This is a genomic window from Spongiactinospora rosea, from assembly GCF_003315795.1.
Taxonomy (GTDB): Bacteria; Actinomycetota; Actinomycetes; order Streptosporangiales; family Streptosporangiaceae; genus Spongiactinospora; species Spongiactinospora rosea.
In genome coordinates, this window is record NZ_QMEY01000001.1 from 730,532 (window position 1) to 751,782 (window position 21,251).

At 71.4% G+C, this 21,251-nt stretch carries 21 protein-coding genes, 1 tRNA gene and 1 pseudogene; 15 read left to right on the top strand and 8 right to left on the bottom strand.

From position 1 onward, the window contains the following. Window positions 1-128: 128 nt before the first annotated feature. The 7 genes from DP939_RS03785 to DP939_RS03815 all read left to right on the top strand — a co-directional run bounded on the left by DP939_RS03785 (window position 129) and on the right by DP939_RS03815 (window position 4,547). Window positions 129-202 (top strand) — tRNA-Met (locus tag DP939_RS03785). A gap of 77 nt (window positions 203-279) precedes the next feature. Next, entirely contained in the window at window positions 280-444 is a 165-nt protein-coding gene (gene rpmG / locus DP939_RS03790; protein ID WP_111167039.1) for a 50S ribosomal protein L33, read from the top strand. 135 nt (window positions 445-579) lie between these two features. Beyond that, window positions 580-1,029, top strand: coding sequence for a MaoC family dehydratase N-terminal domain-containing protein (locus DP939_RS03795; RefSeq protein ID WP_113978867.1), 450 nt, complete (start codon window positions 580-582; stop codon window positions 1,027-1,029). Window positions 1,030-1,031: 2 nt separating this feature from the next. Then, on the top strand, window positions 1,032-1,460 hold the full coding sequence (locus DP939_RS03800; protein WP_113978870.1) for a MaoC family dehydratase: 429 nt from the start codon (window positions 1,032-1,034) through the stop codon (window positions 1,458-1,460). 74 nt (window positions 1,461-1,534) lie between these two features. Beyond that, window positions 1,535-2,638 carry a hypothetical protein gene (locus DP939_RS03805; RefSeq protein ID WP_113978872.1) on the top strand — a complete coding sequence of 368 codons (1,104 nt, stop codon included), beginning with the start codon at window positions 1,535-1,537 and terminating at the stop codon, window positions 2,636-2,638. Between the two features lie 36 nt (window positions 2,639-2,674). Continuing rightward, window positions 2,675-3,724, top strand: coding sequence for a UDP-N-acetylmuramate dehydrogenase (locus DP939_RS03810; RefSeq protein ID WP_113978874.1), 1,050 nt, complete (start codon window positions 2,675-2,677; stop codon window positions 3,722-3,724). A gap of 256 nt (window positions 3,725-3,980) precedes the next feature. Beyond that, window positions 3,981-4,547 carry a TMEM165/GDT1 family protein gene (locus tag DP939_RS03815; RefSeq protein ID WP_113978876.1) on the top strand — a complete coding sequence of 189 codons (567 nt, stop codon included), beginning with the start codon at window positions 3,981-3,983 and terminating at the stop codon, window positions 4,545-4,547. 9 nt (window positions 4,548-4,556) lie between these two features. Here the strand turns inward: DP939_RS03815 and DP939_RS49060 are convergent, their stop codons facing one another. Together DP939_RS49060 and DP939_RS46710 are read right to left on the bottom strand one after the other, a co-directional pair. Then, window positions 4,557-7,430, bottom strand: coding sequence for an ATP-binding protein (locus DP939_RS49060; protein WP_318656262.1), 2,874 nt, complete (start codon window positions 7,428-7,430; stop codon window positions 4,557-4,559). A gap of 158 nt (window positions 7,431-7,588) precedes the next feature. After that, window positions 7,589-7,756 (bottom strand): hypothetical protein, encoded by a 168-nt coding sequence (locus DP939_RS46710; protein ID WP_199564912.1) that lies wholly within the window; start codon window positions 7,754-7,756, stop codon window positions 7,589-7,591. Window positions 7,757-8,000: 244 nt separating this feature from the next. On the opposite strand from DP939_RS46710, the gene deoC reads away from it, so the two are divergent. From deoC to DP939_RS03845, 5 genes are all read left to right on the top strand, one after another. Next, window positions 8,001-8,951: a deoxyribose-phosphate aldolase gene (deoC, locus tag DP939_RS03825; RefSeq protein ID WP_113978881.1), complete on the top strand. Its 951-nt coding sequence runs from the start codon at window positions 8,001-8,003 to the stop codon at window positions 8,949-8,951. A 6-nt stretch (window positions 8,952-8,957) separates the two neighbouring features. Further along, on the top strand, window positions 8,958-10,385 hold the full coding sequence (locus DP939_RS03830) for an aldehyde dehydrogenase family protein (RefSeq protein ID WP_113978884.1): 1,428 nt from the start codon (window positions 8,958-8,960) through the stop codon (window positions 10,383-10,385). Then, entirely contained in the window at window positions 10,378-10,575 is a 198-nt protein-coding gene (locus DP939_RS03835; RefSeq protein ID WP_113978886.1) for a hypothetical protein, read from the top strand. The genes DP939_RS03830 and DP939_RS03835 overlap by 8 nt, the downstream gene beginning before the upstream one ends. Further along, window positions 10,568-11,437 carry an aldehyde dehydrogenase family protein gene (locus DP939_RS03840; protein ID WP_113978888.1) on the top strand — a complete coding sequence of 290 codons (870 nt, stop codon included), beginning with the start codon at window positions 10,568-10,570 and terminating at the stop codon, window positions 11,435-11,437. The genes DP939_RS03835 and DP939_RS03840 overlap by 8 nt, the downstream gene beginning before the upstream one ends. A gap of 462 nt (window positions 11,438-11,899) precedes the next feature. Next, window positions 11,900-12,817 carry an SAM-dependent methyltransferase gene (locus DP939_RS03845; RefSeq protein ID WP_113978891.1) on the top strand — a complete coding sequence of 306 codons (918 nt, stop codon included), beginning with the start codon at window positions 11,900-11,902 and terminating at the stop codon, window positions 12,815-12,817. 44 nt (window positions 12,818-12,861) lie between these two features. On the opposite strand, the gene DP939_RS03850 is transcribed toward DP939_RS03845, so the two are convergent. Beyond that, on the bottom strand, window positions 12,862-13,287 hold the full coding sequence (locus DP939_RS03850; RefSeq protein ID WP_113978894.1) for a hypothetical protein: 426 nt from the start codon (window positions 13,285-13,287) through the stop codon (window positions 12,862-12,864). Window positions 13,288-13,468: 181 nt separating this feature from the next. Continuing rightward, a complete protein-coding gene (locus tag DP939_RS03855; RefSeq protein ID WP_113978897.1) occupies window positions 13,469-14,959 on the bottom strand; it encodes a CoA-acylating methylmalonate-semialdehyde dehydrogenase in 1,491 nt (496 codons plus the stop codon). 136 nt (window positions 14,960-15,095) lie between these two features. On the opposite strand from DP939_RS03855, the gene DP939_RS03860 reads away from it, so the two are divergent. From DP939_RS03860 to DP939_RS03870, 3 genes and pseudogenes are all read left to right on the top strand, one after another. After that, entirely contained in the window at window positions 15,096-15,854 is a 759-nt protein-coding gene (locus DP939_RS03860; protein ID WP_158578454.1) for an IclR family transcriptional regulator, read from the top strand. 90 nt (window positions 15,855-15,944) lie between these two features. Then, window positions 15,945-16,781 (top strand): annotated as a pseudogene (locus tag DP939_RS03865) (phosphoribosylaminoimidazolesuccinocarboxamide synthase); the annotation flags it as partial. After that, a complete protein-coding gene (locus tag DP939_RS03870; protein ID WP_199564913.1) occupies window positions 16,778-17,635 on the top strand; it encodes an alpha/beta fold hydrolase in 858 nt (285 codons plus the stop codon). The pseudogene DP939_RS03865 and the gene DP939_RS03870, both read left to right, overlap by 4 nt. A gap of 109 nt (window positions 17,636-17,744) precedes the next feature. Here the strand turns inward: DP939_RS03870 and DP939_RS03875 are convergent, their stop codons facing one another. The 4 genes from DP939_RS03875 to DP939_RS03890 all read right to left on the bottom strand — a co-directional run bounded on the left by DP939_RS03875 (window position 17,745) and on the right by DP939_RS03890 (window position 21,095). Then, on the bottom strand, window positions 17,745-18,164 hold the full coding sequence (locus tag DP939_RS03875) for an ATP-binding protein (RefSeq protein WP_113979491.1): 420 nt from the start codon (window positions 18,162-18,164) through the stop codon (window positions 17,745-17,747). Between the two features lie 117 nt (window positions 18,165-18,281). Next, window positions 18,282-18,923 (bottom strand): TetR/AcrR family transcriptional regulator, encoded by a 642-nt coding sequence (locus tag DP939_RS03880; protein WP_113978905.1) that lies wholly within the window; start codon window positions 18,921-18,923, stop codon window positions 18,282-18,284. A 29-nt stretch (window positions 18,924-18,952) separates the two neighbouring features. Beyond that, window positions 18,953-20,134 (bottom strand): cytochrome P450, encoded by a 1,182-nt coding sequence (locus DP939_RS03885; protein ID WP_113978908.1) that lies wholly within the window; start codon window positions 20,132-20,134, stop codon window positions 18,953-18,955. A gap of 136 nt (window positions 20,135-20,270) precedes the next feature. Then, on the bottom strand, window positions 20,271-21,095 hold the full coding sequence (locus DP939_RS03890) for an undecaprenyl-diphosphate phosphatase (protein WP_225878028.1): 825 nt from the start codon (window positions 21,093-21,095) through the stop codon (window positions 20,271-20,273). Window positions 21,096-21,251 lie beyond the last annotated feature (156 nt).

Genomic DNA, 21,251 nt, shown 5'->3' on the forward strand with positions numbered 1-21,251 from the left:
ACCCACGCATCCATGCGACTCGCGCGCCGCCGGCCGCAACCGGGGTCCATCCCGGTGCCGGGCGGTCGTGTGCGTTGCACCCCCGCAGGTCGGGTATTCTTGGGTGCCGTTGGATTTCCACGCATCCAGGCGGAGTAGCTCAGTCAGGCAGAGCAAGCGGCTCATAATCGCTGTGTCGCCGGTTCAAGTCCGGCCTCCGCTACTACCCATGCCGTGTCTTCTCATCAGGAGACCGGCGCGGGTCGTCCACCCGTCCCAGACGCAGAAAGGCACTCCCACGTGGCTGCCACCGACGTTAGGCCGAAGATCACGCTGGCCTGCCAGGAGTGCAAGCACCGCAACTACATCACGCGGAAGAACCGGCGTAACGATCCCGACCGCCTTGAGCTGAAGAAGTACTGCCCTAACTGCAGGTGCCACCAGCCGCACCGCGAGACTCGCTGACCCGCCGGACCTTCCCCCGCCGCGTCGCGGCGAGCGCGCGCGATCCCGCCTACCCGCCTTGCCGCGTCTCGGTAGGCGGGTAGTGGTGTTTCCGCCACTGCTTCACAAATTGGGGCGAAAGGAGTCCCGGGCACGATGGCTTTGAACCGTGAGTTCGTCGGGCGTCAGTACCCGGCACCGGCCACCTACGAGGTCAGCCGCGTCAAGATCAAGGAGTTCGCGGCGGCGATCGGTGACACCAACCCGATCTACCGCGACCGTGAGGCGGCGAAGGCCGCGGGGCATCCCGACGTGATCGCGCCGCCGACGTTCCCGATCGTGTTCACGCTCACCGGGGCGGGCGAGGCGCTGGCCGATCCGGAGCTGGGGCTCAACTACGCGATGGTGGTCCACGGCGACCAGCGCTTCGAGTACACCCGGCCGATCCGGGCGGGCGACGAGCTGGTGTGCGTCTCGACGATCACCGAGATCCGCAGCATCGGCCGCAACGAGGTGCTGACCGTGCAGAGCGACGTGACGACGGTCGATGGCGAGCACGTCTGCACCAGCTACAACACCATCGTCGAGCGTGGGGGAGCGGCGTAGGCATGTCCGCGACGATCAAGTACGACGACGTCGAGACCGGCCAGCAGATCCCGGCCGCCGACTACCCGGTGCGCCGGGTCAACCTCGTGATGTATGCCGGGGCGTCCGGCGACTTCAACCCCATCCACTGGAACGAGCGGTTCGCCAAGACCGTCGGGCTGCCCGACGTGATCGCGCACGGCATGTACACCATGGCGCAGGGCGGCCGGTTCGTCACCGACTGGGCGGGCGACCCCGGCGCGGTGGTCGACTACTCCGTGCGGTTCTCCTCGATGGTGGTCGTGCCCGACGACGACGAGGGCGCGACGATCACGGTCAGCGGCGTGATCGACCAGAAGCTCGAGGACAAGCGGGTGCTGGTGATGCTGACCGCGCGCTCCGGCGACTCGCGGGTGCTGTCCCGCGCGCGGGCCGTGGTCCAGCTCGCCTGACGCTTACCGGCCCGGCCCCCGGGTAGGGGCCGCCCCAGGAACGGGCGGTCGAGCCGGAGGGGGATGTCGCCGCGGTGGGCAGAGCGACCGAAGTACCACACCACGTCAGAGGACTCGCCGAGCAGCGCGCCCAGGCGCGCGCCGATCGTGACTTCGCCGCGGCCGACGTGCTGCGCGAGCAGATCGAAGAGGCCGGCTGGCAGATCAGGGACGACGGCCCGGACGGCTTCGAGCTGACCCCGAAACCGCCGTTCAAGGTGTGGCCCTCGGTCGGCGCGATCCCCGAGGAGCCACGGGCCCCGGAAAAGGGCCCAGAAAAAGGCCCGGAAAAGCCCGAGCCGGGCACAGGGACCGGCCCCGGCACCGAGAGCATGGTCGCCTCCCAGGTCCTGTGGGACGCCAGCCTGGCCGTCTCCCGGGTGGACGAGGCGATCACCGGCGCGGGGGCCACCGAGGAGTACGCGAAGGCGGCCTCGGCGACCGTGACGGTCGCGCTGCTGGTGGACGGCTGGCCCACCGACGTACGCAAGTGCGTGGACGCGCTGCTCGCCTACACCGACGCCCGCATCCTCGCCCTGGACCTCGGCGACATCGACGGCGCGGGCACCGTGCTGCACGAGCTTGCGGCGGCCCATCCCGACCGGATCGAGGAGTGGCACGTGGCCGAGCGCCCGCACTGGCGGGACGGCACGGCCGGCTGGGGCCCGAGCCGTACCAAGCTGCTCCGGCTGGACACCGCCGACGTCCACGTCATCATGGAGACCTCCACGATCCTGGACGGCGACGCGCTCACCCCGCTGACCGAGGCGCTGCGCGCGGGCGCGACGGCGGCCGGCTGGAAGGGCGTCGATCCGGGGGACGACCAGCGCGAGTGGCATCCGGCGGGCCCGGGCAAGGTCCGCGGCCTGCTCGGCTACCTGCTGGCCGTACGCCGGACCGCCGCCCTGGACGCGGGCGGCATCAGCGGCCAGGCCCGCTACTACCGCAACGCCGACCTCGAATTCTCCCTCGCCCTGCCCGGCGACCTGGTCGTCCCCGACGTCGCGCTCCCGGTGCACCAGGAGCGCCACCGCGCCTACCACGAGGTCGATCCGGACTACCGCGACCGCGAGTCCCGCCGCACCTATGACCGTGTCCTGCGCCTGCTGCGGTCGAATTCGGACACCAAGACGCCTTAGGCTGTTTTCCGACCTGATCATTCGAGGAAGAGGCCAATGGCGGAGCGGGTGGCTGGCGTGCGGCTGGGGCCGTACACCACGTTGGGGCTGGGCGGCGAGGCCCGCGCGTTCGCCGAGGCGGGCACCGCGGACGAACTGGTGGCCATGGTCACCGCGGCCGACGCGGCGGGAGAGCCGGTGCTGGTGCTCGGCGGCGGCAGCAATCTGGTGATCTCCGACGACGGGTTCGACGGCCTGGTGGTGCGGGTGGCCACGCGGGGCCTGGAGGTGGCCGCCGAGGCGGACCGGGTGCTGGTCACCGCGGCGAGCGGCGCGGACTGGGACGCGCTGGCCGCGCGCGGCGTGGCCGAGGGCTGGTCGGGGATCGAGTGCCTGTCGGGCGTGCCGGGGCTGGTCGGCTCGACGCCGATCCAGAACGTCGGCGCGTACGGCCAGGAGGTGGCCCAGACGATCACGCAGGTCCGGGTGCTGGACCGGCGTACCGGCGAGGTGCGCGACATGGACGCCGCCGAGTGCGGTTTCGCCTACCGGCACAGCGTCTTCAAGGCCGACCTGGCCCGGCACCTGGTGCTGTCGGTGACCTACGCGCTGGCCCGTTCGCCGCTGTCCGGGCCCATCGCCTACCAGGAGCTCGCCACGCGGCTGGGGGTGGCGCTGGGCGACCGGGTGCCGCTGGCCGACGCCCGCGCCGCCGTGCTGGAGCTGCGCCGCTCCAAGGGCATGGTGCTCGACCCGGCCGACCCCGACACGCACAGCGCGGGGTCGTTCTTCACCAATCCGGTGCTCACCGCGGAGCAGGCCGCCGAGCTGGAGCTGCGGGCCGCGGGCTACCCGCGCTGGCCGCTGGCGGACGGCACGGTGAAGGTCCCGGCCGCCTGGCTGATCGAGCAGGCCGGTTTCGTCAAGGGGTACGGCACCGGCGGGGTCCGGATCTCCGGCAAGCATCCGCTCGCCCTGACCAATCCTGATCTGTCCGGTACGGCGGGCGAACTCCTCGCCCTGGCTCGCGAGGTCCGCGACGGCGTCGCCGAGAAGTTCGGTGTCACCCTGGTCAACGAACCGGTGATGGTCGGCCTGTCCCTGTGATCCGTGCCACCACCACGGCCCGGTTGACCTGGGAGATGTTAAGGTTGTGGAGTAACACCGAAGGGGAGTAGTCCCAATCGCGTGATCGACACACTGGCGCGGTAGCGCCCGGTCACGCGGGCCCATTCTGACGGGCGGACGAGACCTTCGGCCTGGTAGACGTGTCGTGTTCGACGCGCCGCCCGGCCGAAGCCCTGCCCGACTCCCCGGGTGTGCGCCCCGGCCGGGCCGCGCCGGAGGAAAGGGCCCAACCCCCGTGGAAGCCTTCTGGATCAGCCTTGCCGTGATCTTCGTCGCCGAACTCGGCGACAAGAGCCAGCTCATGGCGATGACCTTCGCCACCCGGTTCAAGGCATGGCCGGTGCTGGCCGGGATCACCATCGCCACCACCGTCGTGCACCTGCTCAGCGTGGCGGTCGGCGGCCTGGTCGGCGACCTGCTGCCGACCACCGCCATCGCGATCGTGGCGGGCATCGCCTTCCTCGGTTTCGCGGTGTGGACGCTGCGCGGTGACGAGCTGACCGAGGAGGAGTCGGGCAAGGCCGCCCGTACGACGAGGTCCGCGCTGATCGCCGTGACCATCGCGTTCTTCCTGAGCGAGCTGGGCGACAAGACCATGCTGGCCACCATCACCCTGGCCACCCAGCACGGCTGGCTGGGCACCTGGATCGGCTCCACGGTCGGCATGGTCGCGGCCGACGCCCTGGCCATCGTGGTGGGGCGGATGCTCGGCCGGCACCTGCCGGAGAAGGCCATCAGATACGGTGCGGCGGCGGCGTTCGCGATCTTCGGCGTCATCCTGATCGGCGACGCGGTGATGTGACGCCCCGGCTCAGATCAGCAGGGAACGGCGGTGCGCGGCGGCGGTGGCCTCGGTACGGCTGGAGACGCCCATCTTGGCCAGGATGTTGGAGACGTGCACGCTGACCGTCTTGGCCGAGATGAACAGCTCGGCGGCGATGTCGCGGTTGGAGCGGCCCTCGGCGACCAGCCGGAGCACCTGTACCTCGCGCGGCGTCAGCAGGTCGCCGGGGGCGGTCCCCGCCTCGAAGGCGGCGTCGTCGCCGAGCGGCGCGCCCGCCCGGCGGGCCAGCAGCTCGATCGCCTCGGTGAGCGGGCCCGCGCTCAGCGACACCGCGATCGGGTGGGCCTGCCGCAGGTGCGTCACGGCGGTGTCGCGGTCGCCGTCCAGGAACGCCACCTTGGCCGCGAGCAGCAGGGCTTCGGCCCGTGGGTGCGGGCGGCCCAGCCGTTCCCAGGCCACCGCGGCCTCGGCGTAGGAGCGCTCGCACACCAGCCGGTAGGCGTCGCCGACCGGGCCGTCGCCGCGCAGGCTGGCCTTGACCGCGCCCGCCTTGGCCAGTACGCCCTCCGCCCGCGGGATCGAGTCGCAGACGTAGGAGTGGCACAGCGAGACGATGTCGGCGATCAGCCGCCAGCCCATCAGCGCCTTGCTGGTCGGCTGCGGGTTGCGCAGGCTCCGCTCGGCGATGTCGAGCGCCGCGTCGGGCTCGCCGCGCAGCCGGTGCAGGGCGAGCAGCAGCCGGTTGTTGGCGGTGATCTCCTGGGCGCCCTCGTCGGTGGGCGCGCTGTACGCGCCGACCTCGGTCAGCACGGCTTCGAGCACGTCGATCTCGCCGCGCGCCGCCGCCACGTCGCCGCGGGCCCGCAGCAGGTGGTGGCGGGTCTGGAGCACCGGGTCGCGGGCGAGGGCGGCCTCGATCACCTCGACCGCCTCCTCCCACCGCGACAGCGACTCCAGCGCCTCGGCCTGGTTGAGCGCCTGGAACAGGCCCTGCACGCGGTAGCGGCCGTACTTGCGCGACAGCTCCTGCGCCTGGACGGCCATCACGACGGCCTCTTCTGAGCGGCCCAGGTTGTTGAGGGTGTCGGCGGTGTTGCCCATCGCACGGATGATCAGCCTGCCGTTGCACAGCCGCTCGCCGATCGCCTTGGCCCGGCCGTTGGTGGCGATGGCCTCCTCCAGCCTGCCGCCGAAGGACATGCCGACGGCCAGGTTGATCAGCAGGTCGGCGACCATCGACTCGTCGCCCACGCCGCGCGCGATGCGCAGCGCCTCCTCGGTCACCTCGGTGCCCTCGCGGATGTCGCCGCTGAACATCAGGTGCGAGCCGAGCCGGGTGAGCACGTAGGCGCGGGCCGCGCCCGGTTGGGGCACCAGCCGCTCGGCGTGGCGCAGGTGCTCCAGCGCGCCGGGGCGGCGGCGCTCCTTGTGGAACTGCGCCAGCCGGACGATCAGCTCGGCGACCCGCTCCGGCTGCGACTCCTCCGACAGCTCGCCCAGCGCCGCCTTGACGAACTTGGCCCCGCGCTCCAGCTCGCCGCTGGCCAGGGCGGCGCCGGAGGCGAGGTTGAGGACGTGGGTGTGGTCGGCGCCGATCCGCTCGGCGGCGTCGGGGACCTTCTGCCACAGCGTCAGCACCCGCTCCAGGAGCTGCAACTGCTCGGTGTAGGCGAACGCCTTGGCCGCCTTGCCCGCGGCCTCCCAGGCCGAGATGAGCGCCCACAGGTCATCGCGCGCGGAATACCAGTGGTGGGCGATCTCGATGGCGGCCCGGCCGGGCGGCACCAGCGTGCGGTCCCGCTCGATCTCCTCGGCGAACCTGGCGTGCATCCGGGTGTGCTCACCGGGCAGCAGCTCGTCGTGGACGGCCTCGCGGATCAGCGCGTGCCGGAAGGCGTAGGCCCGGCCGTCGGCGACCTGGATGACGTTGGCGGCGATGGCGGGCCGGATCGCGTCTTCGAGCGCGGCGTCGCTGAGCCCGCTGACCGCGGCCAGCAGCGCGTGCCCGACCTTGGTGCCGCCCGCGGCGGCCATCCGCAGCACCCGCTGCGTCTCGTCGGGGAGGTTTTCCACCGCGCCGGTGATGAGGTCGTGCAGCGACTCGGGGAACGCCGTGTCCGCCCCCGACTCCAGCAGCGCCTCCACGAACAGCGGGATGCCCTCGCTGCGCTGGTAGACGGTGATCACCCGGTGGTATTCGGCGGGGCCGCCGAGGATGCCCGCCATCTGCGCGGCGACCTCGTCGTGGGTCAGCCGCGGCAGCTCCATCCGCAAGACCCCGGCCACCCGGCCCAGCTCGGCGAGGACCGGCCGCAGCGGGTGCTGGCGGTGCAGCTCGTCGGAGCGGTAGGTGAGCACCATCAGCACGGGGGCGGTGCGCAGGTTGCGGCTCAGGAACGCGATGAGGTCGCGGCTGGAGCGGTCGGCCCAGTGGACGTCTTCGATGGTGAGGACCAGCGGGCGGCGCTCGGCCAGGCGTTCGAGCAGCGCGAGGATCTGCTCGAACAGGCGGGCCCGCGCGGTCTCGGTCTCGGTGTCGCCGCTCGGCTCGCCGAACTCCGGCAGCAGCCGCGCGAGGTCGCGCCCGGCGCCGTCGGGCAGCAGGGCCGAGACCGGCGCCACGCCCATCTCCCTGACGAGCTGGCGCAGGGCCGCGGTGAAAGGGGCGTAGGCGAGACCTTCGGTGGACAGCTCGACGCAGCCCCCGGAGAGCACCTGGGCGCCCTCGTCCTGCGCATGCTCGATGAACCTGCCCACCAGGCGGGTCTTGCCCACACCGGCCTCGCCCCCGAGCAGGACGACGGTCGCGGCCCCCTTGCGCGACTCGTCGAACGCCTCGGTCAGAACCCCCAGCTCGGCTTCCCGGCCCACGAAGACAGGGCTGACCGTCCGACCCACCATGTCCTCAAGCATGTCATGCCCCGCTGTTGAGGTTCCCCTGGTTTTTCGGCCGGCAGAATGCCGCCGGGACGATCCCGGCGGGCACTCCCGGTGTCACCTTCAAGGGGGCTTTGAGGCCCGGCCGAGAGGGAGGTTTCGGCCGGGCGCTCTGTGGACGGTCACGAGGTGCGCAGTCTGCCGAACAGGCTGCGGCTCCGCGAGCCGCGGGTCCGCTCGGCGGCCTTGCGCGTGCGTACCGCCTCCCTGGCCCTGCGGTGCTCGGCCGCGGCCTCGTGCAGCTCGCTCACTCGGCTGACGATCATCTCGTAGTGGATCTCCGGTCCCATGGTCTGGGTCCCCCCTGTGCATTGCTGTTTCCTGACACTTCTAGGTTCGTCCTAAGGCACCCCCTGCCACATCGGGCGGATGCCTTATCTCAGGGCCTTAGTCCCAGGTACGGCATGCCTAGGTACTCCTAGGCGGGCTCCTGGGGGCGTCGCCGCAGTGGCACGAGCGAAAGTTGACGAAAAGGGGTGACGACGCTCGGCCGGGTCCGGTTTGGAATCAATCGTGCTGGTCGGCGATGCTGGGATGGTGTCAACACTGACTACCGCCTTCGCGGATGTGGTGTCCTCCAACGCCACGCTGCGGGCCTTTCTCCGCGGCCTGCCCGGTGTCGACCGGGTGGGCGCCGATCAGCGGGCGGCCATGCTGAGCACCCGATCGATCAAGACCACCGCCAAGGCCCAGGCCATCGACCTGGCCATCGGCATGGTGGACCTCACGACACTGGAAGGTGCCGACACCCCGGGCAAGGTCCGTGCGATGTGCGCCAAGGCCGTACGCCCCGACCCCGCCGACCCCGCGGCCCCTCACGTGGCCGCCGTGTGCGTCTATCCCGACCTGGTCGCGGTCGCCATCGAGGCGCTGGCCGGCTCGCCCGTCAAGGTGGCGAGCGTGTCCACCGCGTTCCCCTCGGGACGATCCTCGCTCGAGGTCAAGGTCGCCGACACCGCGCTGGCGGTGGCGGCCGGAGCCGCGGAGATCGACATGGTGATCGACAGGGGCGCGTTCCTGGCCGGCGACCTTCTCAAGGTCGCCGAGGAGATCACCGCGGTCAAGCAGGCGTGCGGCGAGGCCCACCTGAAGGTCATTCTGGAGACCGGCGAGCTGGCCACCTACGACAACGTGCGCCGGGCCTCCTGGCTGGCGATGCTGAGCGGCGCCGACTTCATCAAGACCTCCACGGGGAAGGTCTCCCCGGCGGCCACCCTGCCGGTCACCCTGGTGATGCTGGAGGCCGTACGCGACCACCGGGCCGCCACCGGGCGGATGGTCGGGGTCAAGGCCGCGGGCGGCATCCGCACCGCCAAGGACGCGATCCGCTACCTGGTCCTGGTGAGCGAGACCGCCGGAGAGGAGTGGCTGGATCCGGCCTGGTTCAGGCTGGGCGCGTCCTCGCTGCTCAACGACCTGCTGATGCAGCGGCAGAAGCTCGCCACCGGCCGGTACGCCGGTCCCGACTACTTCACGCTGGACTGATCGACGATGAGATTCGAATACGCGCCCGCGCCCGAGTCGCGGGATGTTGTGGAGATCCAGCCGTCGTACGGGCTGTTCATCGACGGGCGGTTCACCGACGGAGGCGGGACGGCCTTCAAGACGGTCAACCCGGCCACCGAGGAGACGCTGGCGGAGGTCGCCTGCGCCGACGAGGCCGACGTGGACCGCGCGGTGGCGGCGGCCCGCAAGGCGTTCGAGACGTGGAGCGCGCTGCCGGGGACCGAGCGGGCCAAGTACCTGTTCAGGATCGCGCGGATCATCCAGGAGCGCGCCCGCGAGCTGGCCGTGCTGGAGACGCTCGACAACGGCAAGCCGATCCGCGAGTCCAGGGACGTGGACGTGCCGCTGGTCGCGGCGCACTTCTTCTACTACGCGGGCTGGGCCGACAAACTGGCATATGCCGGGTTCGGCCCGGCACCTCGCCCGCTCGGCGTCGCCGCGCAGGTGATCCCGTGGAACTTCCCGCTGATGATGCTCGCCTGGAAGATCGCGCCCGCGCTGGCCTGCGGCAACACGGTGGTGCTGAAACCGGCCGAGACCACGCCGCTGACCGCGCTGGCGTTCGCGGAGATCTGCGTCCAGGCCGGGCTGCCCGCCGGTGTGGTCAACATCGTGACCGGCCCCGGCGCGACCGGTGCGGCGCTGGTCGCCCACCCGGGCGTGGACAAGGTCGCCTTCACCGGCTCCACCGGTGTGGGCAGGCAGATCGCCAGGACCGTGGCGGGCGGCCGTAAGAAGGTCACGCTCGAACTGGGCGGCAAGGCCGCCAACATCGTGTTCGAGGACGCGCCGCTGGACCAGGCGGTGGAGGGGATCGTCAACGGGATCTTCTTCAACCAGGGGCACGTGTGCTGCGCCGGGTCGCGCCTGCTGGTCGCCGAGCCGATCCAGGACGAACTGCTGGCCGCGCTGCGGCGGCGGCTCGCCACCCTGCGCGTCGGCGACCCGATGGACAAGAACACCGACGTCGGCGCGATCAACTCGGCCGCCCAGCTCGCCCGGATCACCGAGCTGGTCGAGGCGGGCGAGGCCGAGGGCGCGACCCGCTGGTCGCCCGCGTGCGACCTGCCCGAGCGCGGCTACTGGTTCGCGCCCACCGTGTTCACCGGGGTCGCGCAGTCGCACCGGATCGCCTGCGAGGAGGTGTTCGGGCCGGTGCTGTCGGTGCTGACGTTCCGTACGCCCGCCGAGGCCGTGGAGAAGGCCAACAACACCCCCTACGGCCTGTCCGCCGGGGTCTGGACCGAGAAGGGCTCGCGCATCCTGTGGATGGCCGACCGGCTGCGGGCGGGCGTGGTGTGGGCCAACACCTTCAACCGGTTCGATCCGGTCTCGCCGTTCGGCGGCTACAAGGAGTCGGGGTACGGGCGCGAAGGCGGCCGGCACGGCCTGGAGGCGTACCTCGATGTGTGACCACCGCAGGCCGCGCCGGGACGACCGGCGCAGGCAGATGAACCGGGGCCACGCGTTCGCCGCCGCGGGCCGTACCGAGCCGCGCGAGGGGTGGTTCGCCCACCGGGCGGGCGTCAGCCGCTGCGCGCAGGTCACCGGGACCGAACGGCCGGCGCACCAGAGCACCTGGAGAGGGCGCGGACATGAGTGAGGGCGGCACCAGGCTCGGGGTCCGCAAGACCTACAAGCTGTACGTCGGCGGGGCCTTCCCCCGCTCGGAGAGCGGAAGGTCCTACGCCGTGACCTCCTCCAAGGGCCGGTTCCTGGCCAACGCGGCGCGGGCCTCGCGCAAGGACGCCAGGGACGCGGTGGTCGCCGCCCGCAAGGCGTTCCCCGGCTGGAGCGGAGCCACCCCGTACAACCGGGGGCAGGTCCTCTACCGGGTCGCGGAGATGCTGGAGGGACGGCGGGCGCAGTTCGTCACGGAGATCACCGACGCGGACGGCGTGCCCGCCCGCAAGGCGGGCGAACTGGTGGACCTGGCCGTCGACCGGCTGGTCTGGTACGCGGGCTGGGCCGACAAGATCGCGTCGGTGTTCGGCGGGGTCAACCCGGTCGCCGGGCCCTACCTGAACGTCTCCAAGCCGGAGCCGACCGGCGTCGTCGCCGTCGTCGCGCCCCCGATGGGCCCGCTGCTCGGCCTGGTCTCGGTGCTCGCCCCGGTGATCGTCACCGGCAACACCTGCGTGGTGGTGGCCAGTGAGCGGGCCCCGCTGCCCGCCATCACGCTGGCCGAGGTGCTGGCCACCTCCGACGTACCGGGCGGGGTGGTGAACATCCTGACCGGACGGCAGGCCGAGCTCGCCCCCTGGCTGGCGAGCCACATGGACGTCAACGGCATCGACCTCACCGGCTGCCCGGCGGACCTGGCCCTTACGTGCGAGCAGGCGGCGGCGGAGAGCATCAAGCGGGTGCTTCGGCCCAGGCCGGTGGACTGGCTCGCAGACCCGGGCACCTCCCGGATGACATCTTTCCTGGAGACCAAGACCGTCTGGCACCCTGCGGGCGTCTGACACTTGGCCGCGGCGGGATGGCGCGGGGCCCGGCTCCGCGTCATCCCGCGTGGTATTCCGCCAGGAATGATCTGGTGTTCTGAAGGGGGCCGGGAACGCTTTTTCCGGTAGTGACCATAGTGGTACAACTGGGTTGCGATCATCTAGGTCATACAGGCTGTTCCACGAACTCCCTACTCAAAGAGAGGGTAATACGGCTAACGTTCTCGGTATGGCCGGCGGCTCGAACACGCGCTGGTCACAGGGTTCCCACGGGCAGAAGTACGCATCTTTCCGCCACGCCGGACGCGTGTCGGTGAGCATTGCGAATCTGCACAACAGCGGACGGCCCGCCGTTCCCTTCACACCAGAGGTCCCCCGATGACAACCGGCATCCCCCGAACACCGGCCGGCCTCCCAGCGCCCGGCTCGCCATCGCATCAGCCCCCTTATGACGCCTATTTCCAGACCGCCCGCTTACCCATGACGGGCCCCCAGCCCGCCGGACTCCCTTCACCGTCGCCCGATGCCCTGGCGTCGGCCGCGGCGGCGTCGGGGGCGGCGTCATCGGGGCCGCTGCCGTCAGGGGCCGGGTCGCCGGTCTTCGATCCGACCGTTCCGAACGCCGCGCGGATCTACGACTACCTCCTCGGCGGCAAGGACCACTTCCCGCCCGACCGTGACGCGGGCGGCCGGCTCGTGGACATGATGCCGCTGATCAAGGCGTCGGTCCGGGCCAACCGGGAGTTCCTGATCCGCGCGGTCAAGGATCTCGCCGGGCGCGGCTGCGACGCGTTCATCGACCTCGGCTCGGGCCTGCCGACCCAGCGGAACGTCCATCAGGTCGTCCAGGACATCAACCCCGACGCCCGCGTGGTGTACGTGGACCACGATCCCACGGTCATCGCCCACGGCCGGGCGATCCTCAACGCCCCCGGCGTGGACATGCTCCAGGGCGACCTGCGGCAGCCGGACCGGATACTCGACTCCCCGATCCTCACCGGGCTGATCGACCTGCGGCGGCCGGTCGTGGTGGTCGCCGTGGCCGTCCTGCACTTCGTCGCCGACCAGGACGACCCGGGCGCGATCATCGACCGGCTGCGCGCCCGCCTGGCCCCCGGCAGCCGGATCGTGCTCAGCCACGCCTGCCTGGACGGCGTGCCGCAGGAGGCGCTCACCAAGGGCGTGGCGATCTACCGCAACACGGCCACCCCGATCACCCCCCGCTCCAAGAAGGAGATCTCCGAACTGCTCGCCGAATGCGAGCTGGAGGAGCCGGGCCTGGTCGCCGTGTCGGACTGGAAGCCCGAGCCCGATGAGCCGCACGAGGACGTCGGCGAGGCCCGCTTCGTCGGCGGCGTGGCCGACCTGCGTGCCCACGGGCGGCCCGAGGAACCCTGAGGTCTCCTGGAGGGCCCGGTCGCGCGCGGCCGGGCCCTGCCGGATCAGCACTTGGGGGCGATGCCGTCCATCCGCCGGCCGAATCTATTGATGTCGGTGTATTTCTCACTCCAGTCACCGATATAGGTCGGCCGCCTTTCCGGTCGCTCGGAGTCCACGAAACAGCCGTCGATCCGGGCGTCGAACGAGCCGACATGATCGCGCAGATATACGGGAAGCCGGTCGCCCGATTTCTTGCCCGGCGACCATATCCACACATTGCCCCCGAATTTCCCTTGGGGCCACAGGCATATCGACCCGACCGCGCACTGCGGATGGGTGTCCGGCTGCGGGACCGCCCCCGGGGACACCGGTTGCGGGGTGGCCTCGCTCGGCACGGCGAAGCGGTCATAGAGGAAGAAGCCCGCGCCACCCAGCGTGATCACTGCCCCGATGATCGCCGTGATGCCCTGCCAGCGCGCCCACGCCACCGTGTCATCCGCCCTTTCTGAGGGGGAGGTCTCCGGTACGTTCTGCTTACTGGTGGACGAAGTCGCTTTCCGATTTTGCCGCCTATTGCCCATGTTTTCCCATGCCCCCGCCGACGCATTTGGCCACCGTTATATTCACGCCTATCAGCGTCAACGGCAAGCCGTACATCGGCGGGGGAGGTCAGGCGTTCTGCGGGAAACCCAGGTCGAACTCCCGCGTGCCGGTCGCCGGCCAGCGTGAGGTCACCGCCTTCTCCCTGGTGAAGAAGTGCACGCCCTGCTCGCCGTACGCCTTGGTGTCGCCGAACATCGACTGCTTCCAACCGCCGAACGAGTAGAACGAGACCGGCACCGGGATCGGCACGTTGATGCCGATCATGCCCGCCTGGACCTCGCGCTGGAAGGTGCGGGCCGCGCCGCCGTTCGTGGTGAAGACGGCGGTGCCGTTGCCGTAGGCGCCGTCGTTGATCAGCCGGATGCCCTCGGCCAGGTCGCGCACCCGGACCACCGACAGCACCGGGCCGAAGATCTCGTCGGTGTAGACGCGGGAGTCCCGGCCGACGCGGTCGATCAGCGTCGGGCCCAGCCAGAAGCCCTCGGCCGCGCCGTCGGCCCGTACGTCGCGGCCGTCCACGACCACCTCGGCGCCGTCCTTCTCGGCCTCGTCGATGTACCCGGCCACCTTGTCGCGGTGCTCGCCGGTGACCAGCGGTCCCATGTCGCAGTTCCGGCGGCCGTCGCCGACCTTGATGCCGCCGATCCGGGCCCTGATCCGGCCGATCAGGTCGTCGGCCACGGAGTCCACCACCGCCAGCACGCTGATCGCCATGCACCGCTCGCCGGCCGAGCCGAAGGCCGCGTTCACCGCCGCGTCGGCGGCCATGTCGAGGTCGGCGTCGGGCAGCACGAGCATGTGGTTCTTTGCCCCGCCGAGCGCCTGGACGCGCTTGCCCGCGCGGGTCGCGCGCTCGTACACATGCCGCGCGATCGGCGTGGACCCGACGAACGACACCGCCTGGACATCGGGGTGGTCGAGCAGGCCGTCCACCGCGACCTTGTCGCCGTGCAGCACGTTGAACACCCCGTCGGGCAGGCCCGCCTCCTTGAGCAGCGCGGCCAGCCAGCCGGCCGCCGAGGGGTCCTTCTCGCTGGGCTTGAGCACGACCGTGTTACCGGTGGCCAGCGCCATCGGCAGGAACCACATGGGCACCATGGCCGGGAAGTTGAACGGGCTGATCACGGCCACCGGGCCGAGCGGCTGGCGCACGCTGTAGACGTCGACCCCGGTGCTGACGTTCTCCGAGTAGCCGCCCCTGGCCAGGTGCGGCATGCCGAGCGCGAACTCCAGCACCTCCTGCCCCCTGGCGATCTCGCCCTCGGCGTCGGAGAGCACCTTGCCGTGCTCGGCGGTGATGATCTCCGCGAGTTCGCGCCTGCGCCGGTTCAGCGCCTCACGGAAGTTGAACAGCACCTCCTGGCGGCGCGCCCAGGACATGTCCCGCCAGGCCGGGAAGGCGGCGGTGGCCGCGTCCACGGCGGCGTCCACGTCGGCGGGGGCGGCCAGCCGTACCCGCTTGGTCTCGACGCCGAGCGCCGGGTCGAACACCGGCCCGAGGCGATCCCCGGAGCCCGCGAAGGGCCGCCCGGCGACGAAGTGATCGACGATGCTCATGCGGGAGGTCTCCGATCGTTCAGAGGGCTGACGTACTTTTCATATATGTGCAAACTGGGGATGAATGTCAAGCACAGCGGTGCCGTACCATGCCAGCGGTGACCGAAACGCCGCAGGCAGCGAGGGAGTGAGGGACATGGCAGGTTCCCGGGACGGCGCCGCCACCGTGCCCTCCGTCGCCAGGGCGGCGCGCATCCTGGAACTGCTGGCCTCGGCCCCCGAGGGGATGACCCTGTCGGAGGTGGCCCGCGCCCTCGGCCTGCCGCCGAGCAGCGCGCTGGCGATCTGCACCACCCTGCGCCAGGCCGGGCTCGCGCACCGCACCCCCGAGCGCCGATACATGCTCGGGCCGGGCATCCTGGCACTCGCCGAGCGATATACGCGCGGCGGGCTGCCCGCGCTGTTCATGCGGGCCTGCCGGGACGCCCTGCCCGACGCCAGGGAGACCGTGGTGCTCGCCGTACGCGAGTGGCACGAGGTCGTCTACCTGGCCCAGCGCCCCGGCAACCGGCCGCTCGCGGTCAACTACCACCTGGGCATGCGGCTGCCCGCGCACACCACGGCCAGCGGCAAGGCGGCGCTCAGCACGGTGACCGACGCGGAGGTCCGGGAGATCTACTCGCTGCCGTCCTCCTCCGGCGTGGACGTGGACCTGCTGATCGAGGATCTGCGCAAGACCCGCGAACGCGGGTACGCCATCGACGACGAGGAGACCGCGCCGGGGATGGTGTGCCTGGGGGTGCCCATCACGGTGCCGGGGGCCTCGACCACGACGGCGGCGGTGGCGGTCAGCCTGGTGAAGTCCACCGTGGACGACGAGGTGCTGTCGGAGTACGTCGGGGTGATGCGCGCCCTGGCCGAGACCCTGTCCACCGATCCGTCGCCCGCGGAATGAGCGCCGGGCCGAAGCGGCTAGCCTGAGCTACGCGCGCGCCCCGGCCCCCCGGCGGGCCCGCGCGCAGCCACGGCTCAAAGACAAGCAGGGAGCGCAGTGAAGCTTCTCCACTCCGGCAAGGTACGCGACGTCTACGAGGACCGGGGGGACATCATCCTGGTCGCCTCGGACCGCGTCTCGGTCTACGACGCGATCCTGCCGACGCCCATCCCGGACAAGGGCAAGGTCCTCACCCGGCTCACCCTGTGGTGGTTCGAGCAGCTGGCGGACGTCGTGCCGAACCACGTGATCTCGGCCACCGACGTGCCGGAGGAGTTCGCCGGGCGGGCCGTGCGCTGCAGGCGGCTGCGGATGGTCCAGGTCGAGTGCATCGCCCGCGGCTACCTGGCCGGGCTGGGGCTCAAGGAGTACGAGCGGGACCGCGCGGTGTCCGGCGTCGCGCTGCCGGACGGCCTGGAGGAGGGCTCCCGGCTACCCGAGCCGATCTTCACGCCCACCACCAAGGCGCGGATGGGCGAGCACGACGAGTTCATCACGCTCGACGACGTGATGGCCCAGGAAGGGCCGGAGGTCGCCGAAGACCTGCGGCGGCTGACCCTTGAGGTCTACCGGCGGGGGGCCGAGATCGCGCGGGAGCGCGGGATCATCATCGCGGACACCAAGCTGGAGTTCGGCTGGGACGACGAGGGCGTGCTCACCCTCGGCGATGAGGTCCTGACCTCCGACTCCTCGCGCTTTTGGCCGCTGGCCGGCTGGCGGCCGGGCGGCCCGCAGTACGCCTTCGACAAGCAGTACCTGCGCGACTGGGCCGCCGGCACGGGCTGGGACAAGAAGGGCCCCGCCCCCGAGGTCCCCGACTACATCGTCGCGACCACGCGCGACCGCTACATCGAGGCGTACGAGCGCATCACCGGCACCCGCTGGTGAGCGATGCCGTGCTGACCGAGTTCGACGTGGCGGTGCCCGGCGGCGGCGTGCTGCACGCCTACGACGTCGATCCGGGCGGACCGGGCGAACACCTCACGGTGATCTGGCACCACGGCACGCCCAACATCGGCACGCCCCCCGAACCGCTGTTCCCCGCCGCCGCCCGGCTCGGCGTCCGGTGGGTCTCCTACGACCGTCCCGGCTACGGCCGATCGACCCCCGCGCCGGGGCGCGACCTGGCGTCCGCCGGCCGTTACGCGGAGCTGGTCGCCGACGTGCTCGGCGTCGAGCGGTACGCGATGGCCGGGCATTCCGGTGGCGGCTCGCACGCGCTCGCCGGTGCGGCGGCCCGGCCCGGCCGGGTGACCGCTGTGCTCAGTGTGGCCGGGCTGGCACCGCTCGACGCCGGCGACCTCGACTGGTTCGCGGGGATGGGGCCCGCGAGCGCGGCCTCGCTGCACGCGGCCGTCGCGGGCCGGGCGGCCAAGGAGCGGTTCGAGGCGGCGGCGGAGTTCGATCCGGAGATGTTCACGGCCGCCGACCACGCCGCGCTGGCCGGTGAGTGGGCCTGGCTGAACGGTGTGGCCGAGGCCGGGTCCGCGCCGGGGTCCACCGGCCTGATCGACGACGACCTGGCCTACGTCGCCCCCTGGGGCGCGGACCCCGCGGAGGTGCGCGCCCCGGTCCTGCTGCTACACGGCCAGAAGGACCGGATCGCCCCCGCCGCGCACGGCGAGTGGCTGGCCCGCCGCTGCCGGTCCGCCCAACTGCGGCTCACGCCCGGCGACGGGCACATCTCGGCCCTCGCGGGCGCGGCCTCGGGGCTGGAGTGGTTGCACGCCCATGCCGGGTAGCGGGGCGGGTCGGTGGGTGTGGCGGCGCAGTGGGACTCCAAGGCCCTCGTCGCGGGCCTGCGCGGCCTCACGACCTCACCCGATCCCTGACCCCTGACCGGCCGGTCCGTCAGCCCGGCTGGGGGACCAGGGCGCCCACCGGCTCGGCGTGGCGGACGAACCACACCGACTTGCCGTGCGGCCACGGCTCGACCCCCCAGTCGTCGGCGTAGGCGTTGACCAGGATCAGCCCCCTGCCGTGCTCGTTGAACAGGTCGGCGGGCAGCAGCGTGGGCAGCGCCGGGCCGTGGTCGCCGACCTCCCCGCGCACGGTGCGGCCGTCGGTGCACAGGGTCAGCGTGATCGGCCCCTTCCCGTACGCCAGGGAGTTGGTGACCAGCTCGGACACGATCAGCGTCACGTCGTCGGTCAGTTCGGCCAGCCCCCAGCGGGCCAGCGCCCGGCCGGCGAACCGGCGTGCCGCGCCGATCGCCTCCGGCCCGCCGGACACCTCGAACCGCGCCTCCCGGGCGCACGTCTCAGCCACCATGACCACATCCCCGGTTCACACGTCCCCAGTCAGGGGACTCTGCGAGCGGCGTCAACAAGTCGATGAACGGCGTTCGGTCCAGTGGTGTGCGCGCGGGCGGATGGTGTGCACGCCCCCCTATGGGGTCGGCGCTTTCCCGGTGAAGGGATGGATGGCGGCGGGGGCGGGCAGCGGCTCGGGGGACGGGCGCGTACCGTCCAGCAGCAGGGCCAGGTAGCGGCGCGGGTCGGCGCACAGGGCGTCGCCCTCGTGGGCGGTCGCCCACGTCATCACCACGATGGCGGCGAGGTCACGGGTCATGAGGTCGCCGCGTACCAGGCCGCGCCCCTGAGCCGCGGCCAGCACCTCGCCGAGCGGTCCCATGAACCGCTCGGCGATCTCCACGGTGAACGCCCCCGACTCCCGCGCGGCGGCCAGCAGCGACCGGTGCGCGGGCATCGCCTCCACCGCCACGGTCAACGCCTCCGCCAGCCCGCGCCTCGGGTCGGGCGCCGCGCGGGCGGCGAGCACGGCCGGTTCGATCTCCTCCGCGAAGTAGGTCTCGAACGCGGCTCCGATCACGCCGTCCCGGTCGCCGAACCGCCGGTAGACGGTCGCCACCCCCACACCGGCGCGGCGGGCGATCTCGTCCAGCGGTACGGCGGGGCCGTCCTTCTCCAGGGCTTCGAGCGCGGCCCGAACGATCCTGTCGAAGTTGCGCTGCGCGTCCGCCCGTCGCGTCTGGGGGGTTGTCTGGTCCTTTGTCCGCCTCTGCTGCACAGGGCGAACGGTAGCAGGGGCCGGTGGACCTACCAGGCCACCTTGAACTCGTCGAGGCCGTACACGATGCTGAACGTGCGGAACCGCGGCTCGCCCACCGGCCGCAGGCCGGGGAAACGACGCAGCAGGGCCGGGAAGGCCGCCCGCATCTCCATCCGGGCCAGCGGCGCGCCCAGGCAGTGGTGCACACCGTGACCGAACGCGACGTGCCCGGTGCTCTCCCGGGTGATGTCCAGCCTCTCCGGGCCGTCCAGCAGCCCGGGGTCGCGGTTGGCGGCGGGCAGTACGCACACCACGCGGTCGCCCGCCCGGATCGTCTGACCGGCCAGCTCGGTGTCGGCCGCGGCCCGCTTGTGGGTGCCGCTGTGCACGATGCTGAGCCAGCGCAGCAGTTCCTCCACCGCGTCCTCGACCCGCTCCGGATCCTTGGCCAGCAGCTCGGCCTGCTCGGGATGGCGCAGCAGGGCCAGCGTACCCAGGGAGAGCATGTTGGAGGTGGTCTCGTGCCCGGCCACCAGCAGCAGGTGGCCGATGCCGGCCAGCTCGTCCATGGTCAGCTCGTCGCCGTGCTCGCGTACCAGCATGCCGAGCAGGTCATCGCCGGGCTCGGCGCGGGCGCGGGCGACCAGCGTGGCCATGTACTCCCGCGACTCCTCGCGCATCGCCAGCCGCTTGTCCAGCGGGATGGACACGTCCAGGATCTGACTGGAGCGCTCCTGGAACTCGTTCCTGTCCTCGTACGGCACGCCGAGCAGTTCGCAGATCACCAGCGACGGGATGGGCAGCGCGAACTCGGTGACGAGGTCCACCGGCGGGCCGTGCCGCTCCATCGCGTTCAGCTGGTCTTCCACGATCTCCGCCACCCGCGGCACCAGCCTGCGCATCCGCCGGACGGTGAACTCCGGCGTCAGCATCCGGCGCAGCCGGCTGTGTTCGGGCGGGTCGTGCGCGAGCAGGTTGCCCGCCCGGAACTTCGCCAGATCCTCCGGCGAGAGCTCCCCCGCCTGTTCGAAAGGCGTGTCGATGATCGGGAATCTCGTCGTGTCCGACAGCACCGCTCGGACATCCGCGTACCGGGTGACCAGCCACAACTCGCCGTACGGGGTCTGCATCTTACGCACCCCGTCCGCCTCGCGTAGCTCGGCCAGCTCGGGGGCGGGATCAAAAGCCGTCCGCCGCATATGGAACGGCAGGACCGCAGACTCGCTCATGGTTCCTCCTGGGTTATGCACCTTCGGGGCCACGCTTGTCCTCGCCTAAACGATAGCAAGCTATCGTTTAGGCGACCAGACGGGCCCTGCTCGCAAAGGTGACCAACCCGGAACCAACCCGGAGGAAGGCGGCGGATCAGGCGGGGATCACGCCGAAGGACACCAGCGCGATGACCAGGACGCCGAGCGCGACCCGGTAGATGACGAAGCTGGTGAACCGGTGGGTGCTGATGAACCGCAGGAACCACGCGATGATCCCGTAGCCGACCGCGAACGAGATGACGGTGGCCAGGATGGTCGGACCCCAGGCGGGGGCGTGCGCCCCGTCGATCTCGCGCAGCTCGAACAGGCCGGACATGAGCACGGCGGGAATGGCCAGCAGGAAGGAGTACTCGGCCGCCTCCTCCCGGCGGTAGCCGAGGATCAGGCCCGCGCCCGTGGTGCCGCCGGAACGCGAGACGCCGGGGATCAGCGCGAGCGCCTGCGCCAGGCCGTAGGTGACGGCGTGCGGCAGGTTGAGGTGCTGGTCCAGGGTGAGCTTGTTGCGGGCCATGTAGTCGGCCAGGGCGAGCAGCAGGCCGAAGACGATCAGGCAGGTGCCGACCAGGCGCAGGTCGCGGACCACGGTCTCGATCTGGTCTTTGAAGGCGAGGCCGAGCACGCCGATCGGGATGCTGCCCGCGATCACGAACCAGCCCATCCGGGCGGCCTGCTCCTGGCGCAGGTGGGGGGTCCACAGGGAACGGGTCCAGGTGCTGATGATGTCCCAGATCCGCTTGCGGAAGTAGATGAGCACCGCGGCCTCGGTGCCGAGCTGGATCACCGCGGTGAAGGCCGCGCCGGGGTCCGGCCAATGAAAGAAGGCGGACACGACACGGATATGGGCACTGGAGGAGATCGGCAGGAACTCCGTGAGCCCCTGCAGGACGCCCAGTACGGTCGCCTCAAACCAGCCGATCAAGCGAAGACACCTTCCACGGTGATGCCGCGCCGTTCCGGGTCCGAAGGGCGGCGGGTCCGACAAGTATGTGAGAAGGCGAGGCTAGCGGAGGCTGGGAGGCGGCGCGGCCGGTCGTTGTAGCGGGTCAGGGTTCCGGGGGAAACGCGGGAGTTCGTC

Excerpts from the sequence above, each read along its gene's own strand:
- DP939_RS03795 (WP_113978867.1), top strand. The coding sequence starts at position 580 with ATGGCTTTGAACCGTGAGTTCGTCGGGCGTCAGTACCCGGCACCGGCC.
- DP939_RS03800 (WP_113978870.1), top strand. The coding sequence starts at position 1,032 with ATGTCCGCGACGATCAAGTACGACGACGTCGAGACCGGCCAGCAGATC.
- DP939_RS03810 (WP_113978874.1), top strand. The coding sequence starts at position 2,675 with ATGGCGGAGCGGGTGGCTGGCGTGCGGCTGGGGCCGTACACCACGTTG.
- DP939_RS49060 (WP_318656262.1), bottom strand. The coding sequence starts at position 7,430 with ATGGTGGGTCGGACGGTCAGCCCTGTCTTCGTGGGCCGGGAAGCCGAG.
- DP939_RS46710 (WP_199564912.1), bottom strand. The coding sequence starts at position 7,756 with ATGGGACCGGAGATCCACTACGAGATGATCGTCAGCCGAGTGAGCGAG.
- deoC (WP_113978881.1), top strand. The coding sequence starts at position 8,001 with ATGGTGTCAACACTGACTACCGCCTTCGCGGATGTGGTGTCCTCCAAC.
- DP939_RS03830 (WP_113978884.1), top strand. The coding sequence starts at position 8,958 with ATGAGATTCGAATACGCGCCCGCGCCCGAGTCGCGGGATGTTGTGGAG.
- DP939_RS03835 (WP_113978886.1), top strand. The coding sequence starts at position 10,378 with ATGTGTGACCACCGCAGGCCGCGCCGGGACGACCGGCGCAGGCAGATG.
- DP939_RS03840 (WP_113978888.1), top strand. The coding sequence starts at position 10,568 with ATGAGTGAGGGCGGCACCAGGCTCGGGGTCCGCAAGACCTACAAGCTG.
- DP939_RS03845 (WP_113978891.1), top strand. The coding sequence starts at position 11,900 with ATGACGGGCCCCCAGCCCGCCGGACTCCCTTCACCGTCGCCCGATGCC.
- DP939_RS03855 (WP_113978897.1), bottom strand. The coding sequence starts at position 14,959 with ATGAGCATCGTCGATCACTTCGTCGCCGGGCGGCCCTTCGCGGGCTCC.
- DP939_RS03860 (WP_158578454.1), top strand. The coding sequence starts at position 15,096 with ATGGCAGGTTCCCGGGACGGCGCCGCCACCGTGCCCTCCGTCGCCAGG.
- DP939_RS03875 (WP_113979491.1), bottom strand. The coding sequence starts at position 18,164 with ATGGTGGCTGAGACGTGCGCCCGGGAGGCGCGGTTCGAGGTGTCCGGC.
- DP939_RS03885 (WP_113978908.1), bottom strand. The coding sequence starts at position 20,134 with ATGAGCGAGTCTGCGGTCCTGCCGTTCCATATGCGGCGGACGGCTTTT.